Here is an 18,252-nt window from a genome sequence, read left to right as displayed (position 1 = left end):
TAGTCCTCCTCTCACGTTGTTACTCTTCGTTGTTTAAACGCCCTGTAATTGCTTCTTTAGCAACTTCACGATCATCGAAATGATGAACTTCTTTACCAATAATTTGATACGTTTCATGCCCCTTACCAGCAATAATAATGATATCATCTGCTTTCGCTTTAGCGATTGCATGGTGTATTGCTTCTTTTCTATCAATGATCATTTCATAATTTTTCCCGCTTGCACCATGTACCATATCATCTAAAATAGCCGCTGGATCTTCACTTCTTGGATTATCTGATGTATAAATTGCATGAGTTGCATATTTTGTTGCAACACTTGCCATTATCGGTCTCTTCGTTCGGTCCCTATCGCCACCACAACCAACGATACAATACACATCACCTTTTGCAAATTGTTTTGCAGTTTTTAATACATTTTCTAAACTATCTGGCGTATGTGCGTAATCAACAATAACTGTATAATTTTGCCCTCCATCAACAACTTCAAAACGTCCTGGAACCCCAGCTAAATCCTTTATAACAGCAATGATTGTTTCTAATTTCACACCCGAAACAAGTCCTGCTGCTGTTGCTGCAAGTACGTTATATACATTAAATTTACCTATTAATTTCATCGTGACATTTACACTTTCATATGGTGTGACAAGCGTAAATGTAGTCCCGCCACTCGTCATAACGATATTTTTTGCCATAATATCACTTGTTGTATCAATACCATATGTTACAACTGTTGCTGCAGTACTTCTCATATACTCTTCTGTTACATTATCATCGCTATTCAGCACAGCGTACTTTTCACGATTATGATTATAACTATTGCCAAGCTGTGCAAATAGTAACCCTTTTGCATGTTTATATTCTTCCATCGTTTTATGATAGTCTAAATGATCTTGTGTTAAATTCGTAAACACCGCTACATCGTAATCACATCCGTGTACACGACCAAGATTTAACGCATGTGACGAAACTTCCATTACCGTGCTGTCCACACCTTGTTCAACCATTTTTGAAAACGTCTGTTGAAGTGTTAGTGCATCTGGTGTTGTATTTTTCACCTCAAATGTTTCATCACCGATTTTCATATTAATCGTTCCAATTAGCCCTGTTTTATGACCATGTGCTCGCATAATCTCATCCATAATATGCGATGTTGTTGTCTTTCCATTTGTACCTGTAATTCCGATTAAATGTAACTTGTGTGTCGGTTGACCATAAAAATAATCAGCTAAAACCGCTAACGAACGAAAAGTATTTTTCACAAGTACAACTGGAACGTCAACATCAATTGGTCTTTCCGCAACAATAGCAGCCGCTCCTTGTGCCGCTGCTTGCTTAGCAAAATCATGGCTATCAACCGTATATCCTTTCATACATACAAATAAGCTTCCCTCTTTCACTTTACGTGAATCAGCTTCTATAGATGTGATTTCTGGATTTTCTTTTGGAACAACTGGAAAATCATGCAAACATGATACAAGTGTATGCAACTTCATTTCACTAAACCCTCTCTACATTGTTTATTTATCTTTTTTCAGTAAGCAACACATTACCTCCTATATAAGGAGGTAAGTGCTACTGACCTATTTATGAATGAGACACTTACTGTCTCAAATTAAGTAACTGTTCTATAAAGAACTCACTTCCACCAATTGTACCATAAAACGTACTATGTTACCTTTAATTCCCGAAGTAAATTCTAATTTTTGAGCCTTCTTTTACTTTAGCTCCCGCTTCTGGTGATTGTTTAATTACTTTCTCTCCATCTCCACTTATATCAAGCTTCAAATCGACGAGTTGTGTTTGTAAGTCTTTCTTTTTCATTCCAATTAAATTCGGAACTTCCACAGTTGGTGTATCGCCCCATTTATATTCTTTCTCAACTTGTTCTTTTCTCGGTTTCACTCCCATAACAGGAAGCGCATCTCGAAGGATATTCCCGACAATCGGAGCTGCTACCACTCCACCAAACTGTGTAACCCCTTTTGGATTATCAACAGCAACATACACAACAATCTCTGGATCATCCGCTGGAGCAAATCCGATAAAAGATACTATATAATTATTCTCTAAATATTTACCATCTTTCACCTTTTGAGCAGTACCCGTTTTTCCACCTACACGATATCCATCAATATAAGCACCTTTACCAGAACCTTTCGCTACAACATTCTCTAATGCATAACGAACTTTTTCTGAAGTTTCCTTGGAAATAACTTTTCTTTTCTCAACAGGTGTCTTTTTACTAACAACTTGATTATTTTTCGGATCAATAAACTCCTTAGCTATATACGGCTGATACAATGTTCCACCATTTACAGCCGCCGCTACAGCTGCTACTTGTTGAATCGGTGTAACAGAAACCCCTTGGCCGAATGAAGTTGTTGCTTGCTCTACTGGACCAACTTTATCTAAATTAAATAAAATCCCACTGCCTTCACCTTGCAAGTCAATTCCAGTCTTCTGCCCAAAACCAAAATTACGAATGTATTTAAATAATCGGTCTTTACCAAGGCGATCACCAAGTTCAATAAATCCCGGGTTACATGAGTTTTGAACGACTTCTAAAAACGTTTGACTGCCATGACCTCCTGCTTTCCAGCATTTCAATCTAGCTCCACCTACTTCAGCTGCTCCATCATCATAAAACGTATCCTTCTCTAAGTCTACTAAATTTTCATTCAATGCTGCAGCTAATGTAATGATCTTAAATGTTGAACCAGGCTCATACGTACTCCATACAGGTAGATTTCTGTTATACACTTCTGGAGAGACACTTTGAAAATCCGCTGGGTCAAAACTCGGTCGACTAGACATACCTAAAATTTCACCATTTTTAGGATTCATTGCAATCGCAATCATACCGTCAGGATTATAAGTTGACTCAGCAATATTCATTTCTCTTTCCATAATCCTTGTAATACGCGCATCGATTGTTAATCCTAAATTTAAACCAGCTTCTGGCTTTTTGAAATCATCACCAACATTAGGCATCCTTTGTCCTTTCGCATCTGCAAAAAAACGCACATGACCTTTGTCCCCATTTAGCTCTTTATCATAATATTTTTCTAGTCCCATAAGACCTTGGTTATCGCTACCTGCAAAACCTAATACATGTGATAAAAAGTTTCCAAATGGATAGTACCGGATAGAATCCTCTGCGATATACACGCCCTTCAAACTTAATCCTCGTACTTCTTTCGCTTTGTCATGTGATATTTTCCTTCCGCCTTTATCTAACCTTACAATCGATTCTTTTTTTGTAATCCTTTTATAAATCTCATCTTTTTCCACACCTAATACTGCAGCTAACTTCTCTGCAGTCTCTGCTGGTTTTTCAATTTGCCTCGGTACAACAAAGACAGTTGGAGCACTTTTATTCGTGGCAAGTTCCACACCATTTCGGTCTAAAATTTTCCCACGTTCGGGTTCAAAAGTAATATTACGACTCCATGAATCTTTCGCACGATCCGTTAACATATTCCCAAGAAAAAATTGCACATATCCAAGACGAATATCGATAATAGTGAAAATAAGTATACCTGATATAAGTATAAAAATAAGTCGTTTTCTAACTGTTACATTTGATACACGCATATCGGAACAAGCCTCCCTTACGCCTAGCTTGTTCCAATATATGCTTGTACTTATTTAATTAGAACTTATTCTCTTTTACCATTACGGCTTTTCTGCTTCTTGCTGTGGTTCGAGTGGCGGTACGAGTGTGACACCTAATTCTGTACCAGGTTGTAATAATGTTCCTTCCGCCACACTTTGTTCTGTTACGTATCCTGTACCAGAAGGTTTCAAGTTAAGCTGTAATGTCTTCGCTAAATTCATAACATCACGCAGTGCCCATCCTTGTATATTTGGCATTGTAGGCTTATCTCCTACCAAGAAGACTCGGTCGCCTTTTAATGTTTGTTCAGTCGCTTTTGGTACTTGTTGCTGTACTTTCCCTTCACCTAGTACGATTGGACGAAGTTTTGCTTTATCAATCGCTTTCCCCGCTTCAGCCATCGTTTTACCAGTTACATCTGGAACAGTAGTTTGTTGTTCTTTCAGATGCTTTTTCGGATCTTTCACTTCATTTGGCTTAATCTTTAAATACTCTAAACTATTTTTTGTTACATATTTAAAAATATCAGCTAAAGGTTGTGCGCCGTTCTCATCATCTTTTAATTTCGGCTGTTTAACAGCTACATACACGACAAGTTGTGGATCGTCCATTGGTGCCATACCTAAGAATGAGAATATATAATTCTGTCTTCCTGTCATATAGCCGCCTTTTCCATCCGGAATTTGCGCTGTACCTGTTTTACCACCAACTGAATATCCATCAATTTTATAAGCTGTCCCTGTACCTTTCGGAGATGTAACAACACGTTCTAATAACTGTCTTACTTGCGCTGCTGTTTCCTTTGTAACAGGTTTTCCTACTTCTTCTGGCTTATGTTCTAATTTTACTTTGTCTGTTATCGGATCTACAATTTTATCAATTGCATAAGGTTTCATCATTTTCCCATCATTTGCAATGGCCGTTGCAGCTTGTACAAGCTGAATTGGTGTTACAGTGGAACCTTGTCCAAAAGCTGTTGTCACTTGTTGTATTTGCTGATCAAATAAAATTGTATTCGATCCTTCACCTGATAAATCAATGTTCGTTTTTTCATCTAATCCAAAACTATGAATATATTTTCGGAAACGTTCTGGACCAAGTTTTTGATCTCCTAAAATTGCAAACGCTACGTTTGAAGAACGCTCTACCCCTTCATCAAACGTGATAGAGCCCCAACCAGCACCGCCATTATGATCTTTTATTTTCCTATTTCCGACTTGATATGTCCCGGATTGATAATAATCTTGTCCTTTGTACACACCTTCATTAATAGCTGCCGCTAACGTAAAAATTTTCATTGTTGATCCAGGTTCAAATGCATTGGCAATCGCGTCATTGAAGAAATATTTAATTTGGCGATCATTAGGGTCATAACTAGGTTTAGTAGACATCGCTAATATTTTCCCAGTTTTCGGATCTGCAACAATCCCTATTAAACTTTCTGGCTCATATTGCTTACTTGCTGCTTTCATCGCGTCTTCTAAATAACTTTGGACACGTTGATCAATTGTTAAATAAGCATTATCTCCATTTTTAGGTGCCTTTACATTAACTTTTCCCCCATCAAGGGACACACCTTTACGATCACCTGTATATGCTACTTCTCCATTCGAAGCACTTAAGTATTTATCCAAGCTTTTCTCTATGCCAAATTGACCTACCGAGGTTCCATTCTCATTTGGTTTTGCATGACCTATAACGTAAGATGCAAAATCACCGTTTGGATACACCCTTGCATTTTCTGTAATAAAAGATATTCCCGGCAACTTCAACGCTTCTATTTGTTCCTTCTTTTCTTTCGTCAAATCCTTGCCTAACGTTCCAAATTCGACTTGACTTCTACCTTCCTTGTTTAAAGAAGCTAAAATATCCTCTTCGCCTTTTCCAAGTACTCCTGCAATTTTCTTTGCAGTATCTTCTTTATTCTCAACTGAGTTAGCACCTTTTAGTGCAGCTACCATTTTGTAAGAGTTTGCGTCTTGCGCTAACACATGACCGTTTTGATCATAAATGGTTCCTCGGTTCGCTTCAAGAACTCCTTTTTTACTATGCTTTTGTTTAGCAAGTGCATCTAAATCCTGATTATGAACGGTTCCTGTTGATTGTATGTAAAAAAATCGGGCTAATAACAGCAAAAAGAGCAGGAGGAAAAATATCATAAAATAACCTGCTCCCTTATTGGTATGAAATTTAGTCATATTCTTCTTCATCGTTCCTTCACACCTATTGCCTTATTTGAGGCCTTTCACATTATTCGCATTAATTTCTAGCCCATGTTTTTTTGCAACTTCAGCGATTCGTTCATAGCGACTTAACTTCTCTACTTCAGCTTGTAATTCTTGATTTTCTTTTTGCTGCTGTACAATTTTTTCTTCTATCGTCGCTGCTTCTACATTAACTTGATAAAGGCCTGCTTTATTTCCAATAAACGCGACACAGGCATACAATAAAAAGCCAATAAACGCTACATACAACAGTTTTTCGATTCTTGTAATTTTCGCTTTAACCTTCGGCTTAGCCATCTGCTGTGGGGGCGTTTGAATTTGCACCTCTTCTTGCGCTTGTTGTTTGTACTTTACAGCTAAATTAGTCATACCTCTCTCTCCCTTTTATCGTTTTTCAGCGATTCTCAACTTCGCAGAACGCGCACGATTATTTTCTTCTAGCTCTATATCAGAAGGTAAAATCGGTTTTCTTGTAATAAGCTTTAATTTCGGCTTAAATTCATCAGGAATAATCGGTAATCCTGGCGGCAATTGTGGCGTTGTACTATTTCGCTTAAACGTTGTTTTACAAATACGATCTTCTAATGAATGGAATGTTATAACACTAACCCTTCCACCTGGCTTAACCATCTCAATAGCAGATTCCAATGCTTCTTCAAATACTTTTAATTCATCGTTTACAGCTATACGAATTGCCTGAAACACTCGCTTAGCAGGATGCCCACCCGTTCTACGAGCAGGAGCCGGAATACCTTCTTTAATTAGCTCTACTAATTCTCCTGTCGTTTCAATAGCTTTATTCTCACGATAAGCTTCAATTTTTCTTGCAATTTGTTTTGAAAATTTCTCTTCACCGTATTGGAAGAAAATCCTTACAAGTTGTTCATATGACCAGCTATTTACAACATCGTACGCTGTTAATGGGGCATCTTGATCCATCCGCATATCTAGCGGTGCATCATGATGATAACTAAAGCCTCGTTCTGGTGTATCTAATTGTGGGGATGAAACACCTAAATCAAATAAAATACCGTCTACTTCTGTTATACCTATTTCCTGCAGTTTTTCAGCTAAATAACGGAAGTTACTCTTTACTGTTATAAACTGTTCACCGTATGAAGAGAACTTTTCTTTCGCGTTTTGAATCGCTATCTCATCTTGATCAAACGCTATTAATTTTCCACCTTCAGTTAATTGGGATAATAAATAAGAACTATGTCCTCCTCCCCCCAGTGTACAATCTACATATGTACCATCTGGCTTTATATCTAAGCCGTCTACTGTTTCCTTTAAAAGCACTGTTACGTGTTTAAACATTGTTGCACCTACTCTTTTTCCAATTAATTATGTTGAATGTATCCCTTCCTCTAAACACATATTTCACGCTTAGAGAATGAAATAATACGAAAGAACGACTCATTTAACTTACCAACAAAGGCAACATACTATACAAATCGCTATTTTCTTTTATTATATACTAAATTTTATCATCTTTTGCGGGAATTTAAATAAAAAACTGTCGAAAAAGCGAATAATACGTTTACATTTTGTGCTATTTTGTCATATGTTTAAGTATCCAACACAATTGCCATATTTAACACTTTTTTGATTGATAATTCAGAAAAAAATCACTTCACAGTAAATTCAACGGAATAAAAATAAAATCCTGCTCCAAAGAGCAAGATTTTATAGTTTTATAACATGATGTTTTCCGTCCCAAGAAAAAGGGTTTTCCATTACACGATCAACGAAATCCAAACCAAACTGATTTAAATAATAACATACATTCCACACACGTTCTTGCGGTGCACCTAATGGACGAAGTGCGAATTGTATACGGCGGAATTTATTTAGCTGAACCTCATACTTTTTCTCAACATTTCTTTTCAACATTCTTTCCAGCAGTTCAATTTGTTCATTAATTTTCAATTCGTTTTTCCCTGCAAACGCACCTAACCCTGGCTCTATTTTCTTTACAAATTGCTGTAAAGATGTATGAATATCGGCAATTTCTTTTTTCGCCTTTTCAAAATGATCATCAATCGGTTCCTCTATTTGATTAGACAACCAGTTTTCACGCAATTTATCGACATCATTTAAAAACGGATCACTTTCTCTCAATTGCAAATCAAATAAATCCGTCGCTATATCTCTCTCCACATAAGTAATTGTAAGACGAGGAACGACAGGTGGCATTTGAAAACCGACAGTATGGAATACTTGTTGTAATTCACTCCAATAAGCTAATTCTCCTGGACCTCCAATAAATGCGAGCGTAGGAAATACATACTCTTGCATAAGAGGACGTGTTACAACATTATTACTAAAACGTGCCGGATTTCTCTCCATCTCTTCAATCAACTCTTCGTATGAAAAGGAATGCGCCCCATCCTTTCCAACAAACTTACCTTGTTGATCTTCAAGCAATACTCGTTCATCATCTATTTCCATGAATATATGCACTGCATGAGACTTCGTTTCAATAATCGGTTTGTATCCTAGTTCTTTAATTACTTCTTGCTGATTACGAAGCCCCTCTTGTACCTCTTTATACTTACTTATAATTCGCTTGAAAAATGGAATTTCTAACTTTCTTAATTCAGGGTGATGTGAATCAACAAGGATTAAACCAGAATTAGCAAAGATTTTCGTAATAAGATGAGCAAAGAAATCTACATACGTATTCGATTTTTTCAAAGCATCATCAACAAATTTTAATACATCCTTTGTAAAATTTGTTTCTGGGTATGTTTTAAAAATCTCTTCAATCCAATTTCTACAATCTTCAACAGAAAGTTCAGACTCAGAAGCACTCGCCTTTTTCGGATTACGGTCATAAAAAATAGTTTTTTTCATCTTTTTATTTTTCGCTACAAAAGTATGGTTAATCTCATCCATATCATGGTCTTCACCCGCAATCCAGAAGACAGGGACAACTTTAACTCCTAAACTTTCTTCCTTTTCCTTTGCAAGCTGTAAAATTGAAATAACTTTATGAATTGTATAAAGCGGTCCAGTTAATAACCCTGCTTGTTGTCCAGCTATAACAACATATGTATTTTCATCTCCAAGCGCTTTTACATTTTGAAGTGTAGATTCTCCCGCTTGTAATTTTGTATTATATTCTAATAAATGCGCTACTAAATCTTGGCGGAAAAACTCCCTTTCACGCAAATCATGTAAACGTTGTTTAAAAGCATCTTCTGTTAACATATAATCAAAACATGACTGTATCTCTTTTTTACCGTTCATATAGTCCGCTACAACACCTTGTTGCGGAACAGAGATTTCTTTTATCTCCATATAATTCTTCCTTTCGTATCCAGTTCTCTCACCAATCCACATTGTAGTCAATGTTTCACGTAAAAGCAAAGAATAACACTTATACTCTTGTTTCTAACCCTTTTATTGCATCGAACAAAAATTGAAGTGTCGGAACTGGTAGTTGCTGTTTCTTAGCTTCTTCTAATACATATCCAACAATCGCATTAATTTCCGTCTGTCTATTCGCTCTTACATCCGCTAACATAGAGGATGTATTACGAGACGTTCCTTCACACACATTTCGTACCATTTGCCATACCATTTCTTTTTCTCCTCTAATAAGAAATGCGACCTCCTGAAACACTTGCTCCATCATTTGATAAAAAAAACGATTCGTGATTAATTCACCATTCTTAACTCCCAATAGTGCTGTCAATGGATTGATACATACATTTACTACTAATTTTTTGTGCATAATCTCTTCCCAATCCGTTTCTATTTGAACTGGAAAATAAGTAACAGGAAAATAACGGAATATTTTCTTGAAATGTATAGATTGACCACAAACCACTCCAAATTTTGTTACCCCTATCCCAGTATGATGAACGATATGCCCTCCCTCTTTTTTCGCACCATGTTCTACAATACCAACAGCTATATTTTCACTCCCTATTTTCAGCATCTTTTGAAGATGCGACATTCCGTTTTGCAAAAAGATTAATGATGATGCCCCTTCCACAAACGGTAGTACGTCATCTATATGATATTGCTTCACAGAAATAAATATATAATCTAAATTTTGTGCTACCATACTTTCTATCGGTAAAACAGATGGATATACTGTTTCACATCTTCCATCTCTAATACAAGTTACACCTGTTTCATTCAACTCTTCAGCCTGCTTAGCCGTTCTTGTAAACAACGTAACATCTTGGTTACTTTTTTGTAAATAAAATGTATACAATAGACCAATAGCACCTGGTCCGACAATTCCAATTTTCATTTTCACACAAGGGATTCACATTAAGCGCCCTTGCCTTCCCTCCTTTTTATATCTTTTTAAAGTACATGAGCACGCCCTATAATTTCGTTGTCCTCTGTCAAACAAATACACTCTCTTTTTTCGCTATGTATAATACTGCCTATTAATACACTTATACTCTTAGTTTAGCAAATCCTCAAAAAAATAATAAAAGAAATATACTATCTTCTTCATAAAAATAAAAAAATGAGTTATAATATTATTGTAAATATTTTTACTTTTCTGCATTCAACAAGATAACAAAAGGATGTGATGTAATGGGATTCCCAAAAGTTGAGCGCTTGCTCATCAATTATAAAACGTTAGATGAATTCAAAAAATTTAAAGGGTGCGGAGCCCAAGAACTATCTATGCTGGAAGAATTGCAAGCAAACATTATTGAAAACGACAGTGAATCTCCATTTTATGGCATTTATTATGGTGGATCACTAATCGCACGTATGAGTCTATATATGAAAAGAAACGGCGGAGAACCATTCGAAATTACAGGTCCTTACCTAGAACTTTATAAACTTGAAGTATTACCAACTTTTCAAAAACAAGGATTCGGGCAAATGCTTGTAAATCATGCGAAACAAATGCAATTTCCCATTAAAACAATAGCACGTATTCATTCAGCTGGTTTTTGGGATAAATTAAATTTCACCCCCGTATCAGTAACTGATGGTGATTTTTATATTTGGCATCCAGAAACAAATTTGAATGCGGTTACAAACGAAGAATCGGCTTAAAAAATAAAAAACAGCTGTATAACAGCTGTTTTTTATTTCTTAAGCTTCTCTAACTTCTCATTCGAGCGAGCATTGTTTCTTTCCGCTACCATTACACTTCTTTTTTGATCGATATAATCAAGTAATGTTCTATACTCTTCTTCATATACTGATAATCGCTCCAGAAGGCGCTCTCTTTCTGTTTGTAATGATTCAACTTGTTGTTGCAACACCGTTAAAGAGTTTTCATCTTTATAATTTTGCAAGAAATCAATAACATCATTCAACGTAATTGACGTAGGTTCTAACACCTTTGTCTCTTTCACTTCATAATGTTCTACTTTACGAAGTTGCTTTGCTTCCTCAATACGTTCTTTATATTGCTTTCTTACGTAAGAATTCCATCTAAACCCACATGCTGCTGGTGTACGAGATAAATTTTTTCCCACTTCCTTAAAGGCAGAAAGTTGTGTTCCACCTTCTCGAATATGCCGGAGTACTACTTCTGCCAGAAGCAAATCTTCATCATCAGTCCAAGCATCTTGTCTTGTTGTCGCCATCTCTCTAGTCCTCCCTATGCATTTTTTATTAAGCATATGCAGTTACTAGAAAAGATAGAATACAACAACTAAAGATTAAGACAAAAAAAAATAAACGCAGAAGATATCTTCTGCGTTTATTTTCCCGCAATTACTTGCTGATTACTTCTTTACCTTTGTAAGTACCGCATGCTTTACATACACGGTGAGCTAATTTCGCTTCACCACAGCTTGGGCACTCTACCATACCAGGTACTGATAATTTGAAATGCGTACGACGCTTTCTTTTTACTGTTTTAGAAGTTCTTCTAAAAGGTACAGCCATTCTTCCCACCTCCTTAAAAGAAATAGTTATTTTCATATGAAGGCCTGAACCAGTCTTCCGATTATTTGTCAAAAAACTTTGCAAGTCCTGCCAATCTTGGATCAACAGTCTTTTCTTTGTCTTCTTCCGAAATCACTTGCCAGTCTTGACCTTGCGTCGGTGCTCCACCAGAAACATCATCACTGAAAATTTGCATTGGAATCTCCAAAAGTATATTTTCCTTGATTACGGGCAGTAAGTCAAGTACTTCTCCTTCTAAAGAATGAATTTCAGCTTCAGTTTCAAATTCTTCTTGTGAAGTTTGGAACACCTCAGTTGTTTTAATGTCAAATGGTAATGTCACATCTACTAAAGAGCGAGAACATGGTAAAACCATGCTTCCAGTTATATGTAGATGAAACGTAAACTTACCGGAGCCAAAATCAACTCTTCCCGTTACATGAACAGGATTAATTTCACGAATATCTTTCTCGACCTCTTTTAGCTCACTTACATCTACCATCTCATCCAATGTCAATCCTTTATTTCTCAATTTATTCAATTGATGGATGGACCATTTCATATCATATCACCTCAAGGCAACAAACAAAATTATAGCTAGCCATTTTATATTTGTCAATGTTTTTTCTTTACACTATAATGAAGTCATCATAGTAAATAATATATAGAGTATCACGTTTTTCAAAAAGATGCTACATCGAAAGGAGAGATTACCATAAAAGCTGGTGGTATTGTTGTTGAATATAACCCTTTTCATAACGGTCATCTTTATCATGTGCAACAGACAAAAAAGTTAACACAATCCGATATAATAATTGCCGTTATGAGTGGTCCTTTTTTACAGCGTGGTGAGCCCGCACTCATTTCCAAATGGTATCGCACTAAAATGGCCTTAGCAAACGGCGTAGACCTTGTTGTAGAGCTTCCATACGTCTTTGCAACACAAAAGGCTGAAACCTTCGCAAATGGTGCTATTTCCATTTTAAATGCCCTACGTGTTTCCGAAATTTGTTTCGGTAGTGAGGATGGACAAATCGAAAATTTTTATAATACCATCTCCATACAAAAAAACGAAGAAGAGACTTTTAACTGCCTTGTAAAACAATTCATGGACGCTGGTAATAGTTATGCAAAAGCAACATCGGATGCTTTCTCACACATTTTAACATCTGAAAAAAACATAGATATGTCACAACCAAATAATATTTTAGGCTTCCAATATATGAAAGCAATTCTGTCACAAAATAGCTCTATACAAGCTCAAACTATAAAAAGATTTGCCTCTCATTATCATGATGAAACATTTAATGACCAACATATTGCAAGCGCGACAAGCATCCGAAAACAACTCTTTAGCGAAGAAGGATCATTTACAACAATTGAACCTTTTCTCCCACAGGCAACCACTTCGCTTTTAGCAAATTACAAACAAAACTACGGGATATTACATAATTGGGAACAATACTTTTCATTTTTTAAATATAGACTCATGACGATGTCTCCAGGGGACTTACGACATATATATGAAATAGAAGAAGGTTTAGAGCATCGTATTTTATCAAAAATACAAAACAGTTCCTCCTTCTATTCATTCATGGAAGCATTAAAAACAAAACGTTATACATGGACTAGATTACAAAGAGCTTGTACACACATTTTAACAAACACAACAAAAGAGGATATACGTAGCGCAAATATAGAACAACACGCACCATATATTCGCCTGCTAGGCATGTCACAAAAAGGACAAACTTACCTTTCAAAAAATAAGAAAAAAATCGAACTTCCAATCCTTACTCATACAAAAACATTCGACCATGCCGCTTTAGATATAGAGAAAAAAGCAAACTCTGTATATTTCTCCATCATGCACGAACCGTTACGCACACAACTATTAAAACAGGATATAACACACCATCCTATTCGCTATGATGAAACAACTACAAAATTCCTATAAAAAACCTCTCTATTTCAGAGAGGTTTTTTCCTTATCCATCTTTTCTAAATATGTTAACGCATCATCCAGCGTATCCACTGGTACAATTTTCATTTTTGTTTTAATATCCTTTGCAGTCTCAAGTGCATCTTTATAGTTCGATTTCTCCGCACCTTTTTCATTTGGCGCAAAGAACACTTCAGCCCCAGCATCGCTAGCAGCCACCACTTTTTGATTTATACCACCAATCGGGCCCACTTCTCCTTTTTCATTAATTGTACCTGTTCCAGCTATTTCATGTCCTTTCGTTAAGTCTTCTTCCACAAGTTGATTATATATTTCTAATGTGAACATTAAACCTGCGGATGGTCCACCAATTTCATTAGAATTAATTTTCACTTTCGGATCGACCACTAGTTCTCTTTCCGTAACGATAGAAACACCTATACCGACACGTCCATTCCCATTAGGAATCGTCTTTACATTTAAATTCTCTTTCAATTGTTTTCCATTTCTCATGTACTCAATACTTACAGCATCATTTTCTTTTTTCCCTGTCATATATTCAATAAATTGCTCCGTCTTTTCAAATGTTTTTCCGTCAACAGCTATAATAACATCACCAAGCTTAAGCTTTCCTTCTGACGGCATTCCTTTTGCCACACCAGCAACTAATACACCTTTATTTTCAAAAGATACTGAGCGATTTGCACGTTTATATGCATTATAAATCGCTGCATTTTGTGAATCTTTCATCGCATAATTTTGGCGAAATTGATATTCTTCATCACTCTCACCTTTTTGCAATATTTCTTCCGCTTTCGAAATATGTGTATATTTATTAAACTGTGCCGCTATTAAATTCACCACATTTGCTGGTCCCATTGAAACCGTAACAAGCATAAAATCACCAGATTCTTTCGTTCCACCCTCAACTTGAACATAAGGCTCTAATTTGGCAGCCATTCCTGGTTTTGTTATATAATACGGTAAACGTACGTAAACAAGTAACATCGCCAATATAACCCCTATTAAGATTGCATATATAAACCGAAAACGCTTAAACATTATGTTTCTCCTTCCACTGCTCAATTAATAAATAAATATTTGAAATATGTTTTTCTGCTTCTACTTCTCCAACTCGAATAATGTCTTCAATGTTTGTAAAAGCACGTGAACTAAATTGCTCTACAGCTGGTCGCATCATTAAATCCGATGCAATTTGCCGATTCATTACAAGCTCATGCTGCATAATTTCAATACTTTGCATGATTACGTCATAAATGGACGTAACATCGCCATTTACCTTAATTGGAGATACATCAACAGCGATAACAATATCGGCCCCTAACTCTTTCACAACCGATACTGGGATGCGATCAATGACTCCACCATCCACTAATAATCTTCCATCTATTTTTTCTGGTACAAACACTCCAGGAACAGATATGCTAGCCCTCACCGCATCTGCAACTGGCCCACTTGTAAAAACCACTTTTTCCCCCTTCAATATGTCAGTAGCCACAACAGCCGTCGGGATATCTAACTCTTCTAAATTTTTATTATATGTAAACATTTTAATCATATCTTTGACACGTTTTCCAGCAATAAATCCCATTTTCGGTACCGTGAAATCTAAATAATACTTCCGCTTAAAAACAGATGCTAATTTATACAATCTTTCAACGTTACTACTTGCCGCATAAAACGTACCTATTAGCGCCCCCATACTACTTCCTGCAATCATGTGAATAGGGATACCCGCTTCCCTTAAAACCTTTATTACACCAATATGAGCAAACCCTTTCGCTCCTCCAGACCCAAGTGCTAAACCAATCTTTGGTTCTTTCATTTTTCTCACCCTTTAATTTTTTTCATTCCTTTTTCATACTTATGGTCTAAATTCACTACGTATCCACGTATACTGAAATGAACGTTTTTTGGGACAAAGGGGGATTTACTTACATGTATGAAAAATGGAAAACCGCTTTCCTTACCATATCAACGCTATTTTTAACCTTTTCTCTTGTACTCCACCCCCAAGCCGCTTTGCAAGCTTCTATTCGCGGGTTAAATATATGGTGGGAAGTTGTATTCCCTTCACTACTACCGTTTTTCATCATTGCGGAACTTCTAATTAGTATCGGTGTTGTAAAATTTATTGGCGTTATATTAGAACCACTCATGCGCCCACTTTTTCGCGTTCCAGGGATAGGCGGATTTGTTTGGGCGATGGGAATGGCTTCTGGTTTCCCTGCAGGCGCCAAATTAAGCGCTAGACTACGAAAAAGCAATCTTTTAACTCAGATTGAAGCAGAGCGCCTCGTTTCTTTCACAAATTCTTCTAATCCACTTTTTATTTTCGGTGCTGTGTCTATCGGTTTTTTTAATAATCCGAAATTAGGAATTATATTAGCCGCTGCCCATTATTTCAGTAACTTTGCTGTCGGATTAATTATGCGTTTTCACGGCGATAATACCGCTTACAAAATTAACACACACACTACAAAAAAACGTCGCTTTCAAAACCCTTTTTTAATCCTTCACGAGACACGCTTACAAGAAAAAAGACCAATTGGTAAATTACTTGGGGATGCCATTGTTTCTTCTATTCAAACATTACTTATGATTGGCGGATTTATTATTTTATTCTCTGTGTTAAATAAAATGATTACTGTATTTCACATTACAGCAGCTCTTTCTTTTATTATGCAACATATTTTATCATTCTTCCAACTAAGTACAGATTTTAGTATACCTATATTATCAGGTATTTTCGAAATGACACTCGGAAGCCAAATGATTAGTCAAATAAATGAAACACCGCTCTTACAACAAGCTATGGTAACAAGCTTCATTTTAGCATTTAGTGGTCTTTCTATTCAGGCACAAGTTGCTAGCATATTAGCTGAAACAGATATCCGATTTAAACCCTATTTTTTCGCACGAATTATTCAAAGTATTCTTGCCCCTATTTTTACATTTGTATTTTGGACACCATTTTATGAGAAAGTGAGTTCTTTCTCGCCTATGCCAAAAGATATTCCTGTATTTTTATCCGAACATCCTTCTATACTACATGAAATTTGGACATCTTTTATACATTATGGACCAATTTTCACATTATTTTGTCTATACTTATATGTTATTTTATTATTTTTGCGCACATATAAAGAAAAACCCCGTTCACTTTAACGGGGTTTGAAACTTTTCTTTTAAAGCACGTTCTACAATAGGAGGTACAAGATCTACTACACTTCCTCCATACCTCGCAACTTCTTTTACAATACTCGAGCTTAAAAATGAATATTGATTGTTTGTCATAATAAAAAATGTTTCAATATTTTCATCTAATTTTCGATTCATAGAAGTAATTTGCATCTCATATTCAAAATCAGAAACTGCTCGTAAACCACGTAATATTGCATTTGCATTACGCATTTTTGCATACTCTACTAATAGCCCACTATGTGAATCTACTTTTACATTCGGGATATCCTTTGTCGCTTCTCGAATTAATTCTAATCGCTCTTCAACTGAAAAGAATGGTTTTTTTGATGAATTGTTTAAAACGACTACGTACACCTCATCAAATACTTTTGCTCCCCTTTTAATAATATCCAGATGCCCAAGGGTAATTGGATCAAAACTTCCTGAAGAAATAGCTATACTTGTCATTCTGTCCCCTCACCTTCATACTTATAAATCGATATTGCAGTAATCCCATAATTCTCAGCTCGTACTTTTACAAGCCTTCCTATTGAATTAGGTAAAACTACATCATTACCATGCTCTGCCATAATTAATCCATCACTATGTAGCAATCCATGTTGATCCATTATACTAATTAAAGATACAATTTTTTGCTCTTTATATGGAGGATCTATCAATATAAGATCGAATGACATTTCACGTTTTATTAGCGCCTTTACTGCACGTTCAGCATCATTTCGATATACTTCAGCTTGTTCCTGTACTCTACAACTTTCTAAATTTTGATGAATTACTTTTATCGCTTTACTATCCCGATCAACAAAAATTGCTTTATCAATCCCTCTGCTCAAAGCCTCAATTCCAAGACCACCACTACCACCAAATAAATCAAGGGCGATACCACCATCAAAATAAGGACCTATCATATTAAAAATAGATTCTTTTACTTTATCTGTCGTTGGACGTGTTGTATTACCAGGAACCGCTTTAAGTGGGTGTCCTTTACATTTTCCTGAAACTACTCTCATCTGTTGTCACTACCTTTATTTCAATCTATCGAGCGATTATAGAAAGCCATTCCCACTTCGGTAACCGTTAACAAACCACATTCACCTAACTATAGGAAAACTCGGCCTCAAATAACCTCTCGTTATTTTTATGTATTCATCTCATCATTCACTAATATGAACCCAATATGTATATTAGTTCCACTTTATCTTTTTTATCCTATCACAAAATAAAAAAAAGAAAAATAAAAAGCCCAACATAAAATTTAATTTCATTATGTATATCTTCATTTAGATTGGACATAAATAATTATAACAACATCACCTTCGATGTTGTTGCCAACCGCGGAGAAGACTTACGTTTCCCCATAAG

Annotated in this window: 17 protein-coding genes; 3 read left to right on the top strand and 14 right to left on the bottom strand. The window is 36.0% G+C overall.

What is annotated here, in order from left to right; genetic code table 11:
* Positions 1–19: 19 nt before the first annotated feature.
* The 7 genes from murE to panE form a co-directional block, all read right to left on the bottom strand.
* The gene (gene murE / locus MR112_RS08190) at positions 20–1,495 is read right to left on the bottom strand and encodes a UDP-N-acetylmuramoyl-L-alanyl-D-glutamate--2,6-diaminopimelate ligase (RefSeq protein WP_000766320.1); all 1,476 of its coding nucleotides are present in this window, start codon (positions 1,493–1,495) and stop codon (positions 20–22) included.
* Positions 1,496–1,679: 184 nt separating this feature from the next.
* Positions 1,680–3,596, bottom strand: a complete 1,917-nt coding sequence (locus MR112_RS08185) for a stage V sporulation protein D (protein WP_001266234.1) — start codon at positions 3,594–3,596, stop codon at positions 1,680–1,682.
* 81 nt (positions 3,597–3,677) lie between these two features.
* The gene (locus MR112_RS08180) at positions 3,678–5,828 is read right to left on the bottom strand and encodes a penicillin-binding protein (protein ID WP_000739960.1); all 2,151 of its coding nucleotides are present in this window, start codon (positions 5,826–5,828) and stop codon (positions 3,678–3,680) included.
* A 21-nt stretch (positions 5,829–5,849) separates the two neighbouring features.
* The gene (gene ftsL / locus MR112_RS08175) at positions 5,850–6,212 is read right to left on the bottom strand and encodes a cell division protein FtsL (protein WP_000182804.1); all 363 of its coding nucleotides are present in this window, start codon (positions 6,210–6,212) and stop codon (positions 5,850–5,852) included.
* Positions 6,213–6,227: 15 nt separating this feature from the next.
* Positions 6,228–7,160 (bottom strand): 16S rRNA (cytosine(1402)-N(4))-methyltransferase RsmH, encoded by a 933-nt coding sequence (gene rsmH / locus MR112_RS08170; protein WP_000472508.1) that lies wholly within the window; start codon positions 7,158–7,160, stop codon positions 6,228–6,230.
* Positions 7,161–7,529: 369 nt separating this feature from the next.
* On the bottom strand, positions 7,530–9,146 hold the full coding sequence (gene bshC / locus MR112_RS08165; protein WP_000403038.1) for a bacillithiol biosynthesis cysteine-adding enzyme BshC: 1,617 nt from the start codon (positions 9,144–9,146) through the stop codon (positions 7,530–7,532).
* Positions 9,147–9,225: 79 nt separating this feature from the next.
* On the bottom strand, positions 9,226–10,110 hold the full coding sequence (panE, locus tag MR112_RS08160) for a 2-dehydropantoate 2-reductase (protein WP_002182931.1): 885 nt from the start codon (positions 10,108–10,110) through the stop codon (positions 9,226–9,228).
* 296 nt (positions 10,111–10,406) lie between these two features.
* Here panE and MR112_RS08155 point away from each other — a divergent pair, with 296 nt between their 5' ends.
* Positions 10,407–10,880, top strand: a complete 474-nt coding sequence (locus tag MR112_RS08155; RefSeq protein ID WP_000506696.1) for an N-acetyltransferase — start codon at positions 10,407–10,409, stop codon at positions 10,878–10,880.
* Between the two features lie 32 nt (positions 10,881–10,912).
* Here MR112_RS08155 and MR112_RS08150 read toward each other — a convergent pair whose 3' ends face one another.
* The 3 genes from MR112_RS08150 to MR112_RS08140 form a co-directional block, all read right to left on the bottom strand.
* Positions 10,913–11,419 (bottom strand): RsfA family transcriptional regulator, encoded by a 507-nt coding sequence (locus tag MR112_RS08150; protein ID WP_000246467.1) that lies wholly within the window; start codon positions 11,417–11,419, stop codon positions 10,913–10,915.
* A gap of 130 nt (positions 11,420–11,549) precedes the next feature.
* Positions 11,550–11,723 carry a 50S ribosomal protein L32 gene (gene rpmF / locus MR112_RS08145; protein WP_001984764.1) on the bottom strand — a complete coding sequence of 58 codons (174 nt, stop codon included), beginning with the start codon at positions 11,721–11,723 and terminating at the stop codon, positions 11,550–11,552.
* Positions 11,724–11,784: 61 nt separating this feature from the next.
* The gene (locus tag MR112_RS08140) at positions 11,785–12,285 is read right to left on the bottom strand and encodes a YceD family protein (RefSeq protein ID WP_000872149.1); all 501 of its coding nucleotides are present in this window, start codon (positions 12,283–12,285) and stop codon (positions 11,785–11,787) included.
* A gap of 213 nt (positions 12,286–12,498) precedes the next feature.
* On the opposite strand from MR112_RS08140, the gene MR112_RS08135 reads away from it, so the two are divergent.
* Positions 12,499–13,680 (top strand): nucleotidyltransferase, encoded by a 1,182-nt coding sequence (locus MR112_RS08135; protein ID WP_002182932.1) that lies wholly within the window; start codon positions 12,499–12,501, stop codon positions 13,678–13,680.
* 9 nt (positions 13,681–13,689) lie between these two features.
* Here the strand turns inward: MR112_RS08135 and MR112_RS08130 are convergent, their stop codons facing one another.
* Positions 13,690–14,727: a SepM family pheromone-processing serine protease gene (locus tag MR112_RS08130; protein WP_000476281.1), complete on the bottom strand. Its 1,038-nt coding sequence runs from the start codon at positions 14,725–14,727 to the stop codon at positions 13,690–13,692.
* Positions 14,720–15,511, bottom strand: a complete 792-nt coding sequence (locus tag MR112_RS08125; RefSeq protein WP_000662588.1) for a patatin-like phospholipase family protein — start codon at positions 15,509–15,511, stop codon at positions 14,720–14,722. Before MR112_RS08125 ends, MR112_RS08130 begins: the two co-directional genes overlap by 8 nt.
* Positions 15,512–15,624: 113 nt before the next feature.
* Here MR112_RS08125 and ylbJ point away from each other — a divergent pair, with 113 nt between their 5' ends.
* Positions 15,625–16,854, top strand: coding sequence for a sporulation integral membrane protein YlbJ (ylbJ, locus tag MR112_RS08120; RefSeq protein ID WP_071741395.1), 1,230 nt, complete (start codon positions 15,625–15,627; stop codon positions 16,852–16,854).
* On the opposite strand, the gene coaD is transcribed toward ylbJ, so the two are convergent.
* Together coaD and rsmD are read right to left on the bottom strand one after the other, a co-directional pair.
* Positions 16,846–17,337 carry a pantetheine-phosphate adenylyltransferase gene (gene coaD / locus MR112_RS08115; RefSeq protein ID WP_000200601.1) on the bottom strand — a complete coding sequence of 164 codons (492 nt, stop codon included), beginning with the start codon at positions 17,335–17,337 and terminating at the stop codon, positions 16,846–16,848. The genes ylbJ and coaD overlap by 9 nt on opposite strands.
* On the bottom strand, positions 17,334–17,900 hold the full coding sequence (gene rsmD, locus MR112_RS08110; RefSeq protein ID WP_001266978.1) for a 16S rRNA (guanine(966)-N(2))-methyltransferase RsmD: 567 nt from the start codon (positions 17,898–17,900) through the stop codon (positions 17,334–17,336). Before rsmD ends, coaD begins: the two co-directional genes overlap by 4 nt.
* Positions 17,901–18,252: the final 352 nt, after the last annotated feature.

The organism is Bacillus cereus group sp. BfR-BA-01330, assembly GCF_022663885.1.
Lineage (GTDB): Bacteria > Bacillota > Bacilli > Bacillales > Bacillaceae_G > Bacillus_A > Bacillus_A cereus.
Note: the sequence above shows the minus strand (reverse complement) of the source record. Positions and strands in the feature narration are given on the sequence as shown.

What these genes read in the sequence shown, in the direction of transcription:
- murE (WP_000766320.1), bottom strand. Translation starts at nt 1,495, where the DNA reads ATGAAGTTGCATACACTTGTATCATGTTTGCATGATTTTCCAGTTGTT.
- MR112_RS08185 (WP_001266234.1), bottom strand. Translation starts at nt 3,596, where the DNA reads ATGCGTGTATCAAATGTAACAGTTAGAAAACGACTTATTTTTATACTT.
- MR112_RS08180 (WP_000739960.1), bottom strand. Translation starts at nt 5,828, where the DNA reads ATGAAGAAGAATATGACTAAATTTCATACCAATAAGGGAGCAGGTTAT.
- ftsL (WP_000182804.1), bottom strand. Translation starts at nt 6,212, where the DNA reads ATGACTAATTTAGCTGTAAAGTACAAACAACAAGCGCAAGAAGAGGTG.
- rsmH (WP_000472508.1), bottom strand. Translation starts at nt 7,160, where the DNA reads ATGTTTAAACACGTAACAGTGCTTTTAAAGGAAACAGTAGACGGCTTA.
- bshC (WP_000403038.1), bottom strand. Translation starts at nt 9,146, where the DNA reads ATGGAGATAAAAGAAATCTCTGTTCCGCAACAAGGTGTTGTAGCGGAC.
- panE (WP_002182931.1), bottom strand. Translation starts at nt 10,110, where the DNA reads ATGAAAATTGGAATTGTCGGACCAGGTGCTATTGGTCTATTGTATACA.
- MR112_RS08155 (WP_000506696.1), top strand. Translation starts at nt 10,407, where the DNA reads ATGGGATTCCCAAAAGTTGAGCGCTTGCTCATCAATTATAAAACGTTA.
- MR112_RS08150 (WP_000246467.1), bottom strand. Translation starts at nt 11,419, where the DNA reads ATGGCGACAACAAGACAAGATGCTTGGACTGATGATGAAGATTTGCTT.
- rpmF (WP_001984764.1), bottom strand. Translation starts at nt 11,723, where the DNA reads ATGGCTGTACCTTTTAGAAGAACTTCTAAAACAGTAAAAAGAAAGCGT.
- MR112_RS08140 (WP_000872149.1), bottom strand. Translation starts at nt 12,285, where the DNA reads ATGAAATGGTCCATCCATCAATTGAATAAATTGAGAAATAAAGGATTG.
- MR112_RS08130 (WP_000476281.1), bottom strand. Translation starts at nt 14,727, where the DNA reads ATGTTTAAGCGTTTTCGGTTTATATATGCAATCTTAATAGGGGTTATA.
- MR112_RS08125 (WP_000662588.1), bottom strand. Translation starts at nt 15,511, where the DNA reads ATGAAAGAACCAAAGATTGGTTTAGCACTTGGGTCTGGAGGAGCGAAA.
- ylbJ (WP_071741395.1), top strand. Translation starts at nt 15,625, where the DNA reads ATGTATGAAAAATGGAAAACCGCTTTCCTTACCATATCAACGCTATTT.
- coaD (WP_000200601.1), bottom strand. Translation starts at nt 17,337, where the DNA reads ATGACAAGTATAGCTATTTCTTCAGGAAGTTTTGATCCAATTACCCTT.
- rsmD (WP_001266978.1), bottom strand. Translation starts at nt 17,900, where the DNA reads ATGAGAGTAGTTTCAGGAAAATGTAAAGGACACCCACTTAAAGCGGTT.